The following is a 3,592-nucleotide window of genomic DNA, read 5'->3' on the forward strand; positions in this document are numbered from 1 at the left end:
GAGTGGATGCATTCGGCAACCTAACGTGTTATGTACGTCATAGTATCGAATCCTAAACGCAGGAAACGGTTTGCATCTAGGTGTTCTGTACTTGATCGGGGTGTCTAGATCTGGTCATTTTGGTGCGTGTAGGACAGTCGCAGGGCGCGGGCCTTTCTGCGGTTGATCACCCATATTTTTTGCTGTGCATCCCAAATTCCGCCGGCGGCGATCAATTTTTGGCGGATGGTTTGGTCATATGGGTCGACCGACACGTTGACCAATTGGGGCGGCTTCGGTCGCCGATTGATCCGCTCATCTACCACCAGTTCGACGGTGGTGTAGCGCCGGCTGCCATCGGCGGATTCGCGATAGCGCACGCAAACCAAGGCTGCGCCGTGGTGTTGGCTCCAGGCACGCGTGCCGGGTTGGCCGGGAGCCAGGGTCTTGGTGACGTAGGTGTCGGGGGCGATGCTCAGCGGGGGCAGGTCGGCTGGTGGCGACTTTTTGTAGATGCTGCCGGGCTCGCTGGCGATTAGCGTGGGGCGCGGCGCGACGCCCGCTTCGGTGGTGGTGTACATGCTTCTCCCTGAATCACGTGGTGCGTTGCGCATGGCTCGGTCTTGCTCTGGGGCAGGATCCGATGCGGTGGCGGGGTAAGCATACCGGGGCGTCTTTGACGCTGTCTACCCGCGAGAGGGGCGGGTGCGATAGAACTCGACCGGTTGGGCGGGCACCTGGTTGAGTACCGACCGCTTGATTTTGCCGACCACGTGCATTTCGCAGGGCTTGCAGTCGAAGCGCAAGGTGAGGCGCTCTTTGCCGTTGACGAGGGTGAGCGGTTCGGCCTTGACGGTGCCTTGCACTCCTTGCACGCCTTTCGCCTGTTTGGGACACAGGCTCAGGCTGAAGCGCACGCAGTGCTTCGTGATCATCAGCGAGACCTCGCCCAGCTCTTCGTGGGCCTCGTAGGCGGCGTCGATGACGCGCACCCCGTGCTTGGCGTAGAAGTCGCGCGCCTTGTGGTTGAGCACGTTGGCGAGATAGCTGAGCGTGTCGTCGGGATACGGCGTGGGCGGATCGACCGGGATGGCGCGCTGAGGGCGTTGGTAGGCGGCGTGCCGGGTGCACTCGAGCGCCAGGACGGCGTCACGCCGTAGCGCGTTGATGGCCGATGCGGGCAGGAACCAAGGCTGGCTCAGCTGCAGCGAGACCTCGCGCGCTTCGAAATCGGTCGCGCCGAATTTGCCGAGATGATCGCGCAGGGTGCTCAGGGCGCGTTCGGCTTGTTGCGCCGGCTCTTTGACGTGGACCAGCGGCACGGTGGCGCTGTGACCATCTTCATCGGTGAGGGTCAGGTTGAAGCCCTCGGCCGACTCGGCCAGTTGCACCCAGAGGCCGATCTTGCGTTCTGCCGACTTCTTGGTGAGGGACTGTTCCCAGGCGTGGTCGCCGTTGCGGCTCATTTCGGTGCCGGCGCGCAGGTCTTTCAGTGACGCGATCGGCTCTTTCGGGAACACGCGCCACAGTGTCGGCGCCGTGGCACTGACGGGTTCGACGCGGTTGACCTTGAAGCCGACGATATCGCGCTGCAGGGTGGGGTAGGTGAGGCCGTCGCCGTTGTGCAGCGGCTCGGTGGCGTCCAGCTCGAACCAGTTGGGGCCGAGTTGGGTGACGTAGCCGATGGGCAGTCCGACGTGCTTGGGCGACTCGAAGGCGCCGATGTCCATCTGGCGGCCGTTGACGAAGTAGTCGGTGGCGCCGCGGTGGAAGTTCTTGTCCGGGTTGGGTGTGAAGAAGAAGGTGCAGCGACCGCTGGACGCGCGCTGGTAGGCGCCGTGCTCGGCCGGGTCGTCGAGGATCTCGTCGAGCAGTTGCCGGTAGTGGGCGGTGATGTTCTTCACGTAGCCCATGTCCTTGTAGCGGCCTTCGATCTTGAACGAGCTGATGCCGGCCTTGACCAGCGCGCGCAGGTTGGCGCTCTGGTTGTTGTCTTTCATCGAGAGCACGTGCTGCTCGTAGGCGACGATCTGGCCGGCGTCGTCGGTCACGTTGTAGGGCAGGCGGCAGGCTTGCGAGCAGTCGCCCCGGTTGGCGCTGCGACCGGTGTGGGCGTGGCTGATGAAGCATTGGCCGCTGTAGGCCACGCACAGGGCGCCGTGGATGAAAAATTCGAGGTTGCAGGTGGTGGCCTGCGCGATGGCCTGGATCTGCTGCAGCGTCAGCTCGCGTGCCAGCACGATCTGTGAGAAGCCGGCGTCTTGCAGAAAGCGGGCTTTTTCAGGCGTGCGGATGTCGCACTGGGTGCTGGCGTGCAGCTGGATGGGCGGCAGGTCGAGTTCGAGCAGCCCCATGTCTTGCACGATGAGTGCGTCGGCGCCAGCCTCATAGACCTGCTGGATCATGCGGCGCGCGGGCTCGAGTTCGTCGTCGCGCAAGATCGTGTTGAGCGTGACGAAGATCTGCGTGCCGAAGCGGTGGGCGTGCTTGACCAGGCGTTCGATGTCGGCCACCGAGTTGCCGGCGCTGGCGCGCGCGCCGAAGTCGGGGCCGCCGATGTAGACCGCGTCGGCCCCGTGGTTGACCGCCTCGATGCCGATGTCAGCCGTCTTGGCGGGGGCGAGGAGTTCGAGGACGTGGCGGGCGGTGGTCATGCGGGATGGGCGAGGTGGCGGGTACGATCCAGGGCGTCAATTTTCGCTGCTTTGTTCGCATCGTGCTGCAACCTTCAACCTCTCGCTCAACGGGCTCCCCTCGCTCATCGTCGCGCTTCGAGCGGCTCGACGCCTTGCGTGGTTTCGCGCTGGTGTGGATGGCGCTCTTTCACTTCAGCTTCGACCTGAGCCTGTACAAGGTCACCGACTGGGACTTTTACGATGACCCGGTCTGGCTCGTGCAGCGCACCTGCATCTTGTCGCTCTTCTTGCTGTGCGCCGGGGCCGGGCAGGCGGTGGCCGTGCACCAGGGGCAGACGTGGCCGCGCTTCTGGCGGCGCTGGGCGCAGGTGGCGGGGTGTGCCTTGCTGGTGAGCGCCGGCAGCTACCTGATGTTCCACGAGCGCTTCATCTCGTTCGGCGTGCTGCACGGCATGGCGGTGATGCTGATCGTGGCGCGGCGGGTGTCGGGTCTCAAGGCGTGGCTGCTGCCGGTGAGCGTGGTCGCCTTGCTGTTGCCGATGTTGATTCAGCACCCGCTTTTTGACTCACGCTTGACCAACTGGGTGGGCCTGGTGACGCACAAGCCGTTTACAGAAGACTACGTGCCCGTGCTGCCTTGGATCGGCGTGATGTTCTTTGGCTTGGCGGCGACGCAATGGCTGCTGGTGCATCGGCCGAGCGTCTTGCAAGGGCCGATTCCGCAGGTGCTGCGCCCCTTGGCGTTCCTGGGCGGTTGGAGTCTCACGTTCTACATGATCCACCAGCCCATCCTGATCGGCGCCTTGCAGGCGGTGCTGGCGGTAGCGCGCTGAGCGCCGTGTGAGGAGCAAAAAAAAGGTTCATCGAAGAATTCCGTGGGCAGCTGAGAGCCGTTCTTTATGCTGATGCCGGTAACGGCAGAAGCGGGAGGACGGGATGCTGGATCACAAGACGCTGCAGGCGCTGGGCTGCTGGAA

At 64.0% G+C, this 3,592-nt stretch carries 3 protein-coding genes; 1 reads left to right on the forward strand and 2 read right to left on the reverse strand.

The features are described 5' to 3' along the window. Positions 1-104: 104 nt before the first annotated feature. Positions 105-560 carry a hypothetical protein gene (locus ACE3SS_RS15095; protein WP_374595363.1) on the reverse strand — a complete coding sequence of 152 codons (456 nt, stop codon included), beginning with the start codon at positions 558-560 and terminating at the stop codon, positions 105-107. A gap of 105 nt (positions 561-665) precedes the next feature. Beyond that, the gene (locus tag ACE3SS_RS15100) at positions 666-2,633 is read right to left on the reverse strand and encodes a U32 family peptidase (protein ID WP_374595365.1); all 1,968 of its coding nucleotides are present in this window, start codon (positions 2,631-2,633) and stop codon (positions 666-668) included. Between the two features lie 62 nt (positions 2,634-2,695). Here ACE3SS_RS15100 and ACE3SS_RS15105 point away from each other — a divergent pair, with 62 nt between their 5' ends. Then, positions 2,696-3,448 (forward strand): DUF1624 domain-containing protein, encoded by a 753-nt coding sequence (locus ACE3SS_RS15105; RefSeq protein WP_374595367.1) that lies wholly within the window; start codon positions 2,696-2,698, stop codon positions 3,446-3,448. Positions 3,449-3,592 lie beyond the last annotated feature (144 nt).

The organism is Aquabacterium sp. (assembly GCF_041915145.1).
In the GTDB taxonomy this organism is placed as follows: domain Bacteria; phylum Pseudomonadota; class Gammaproteobacteria; order Burkholderiales; family Burkholderiaceae_C; genus Aquabacterium.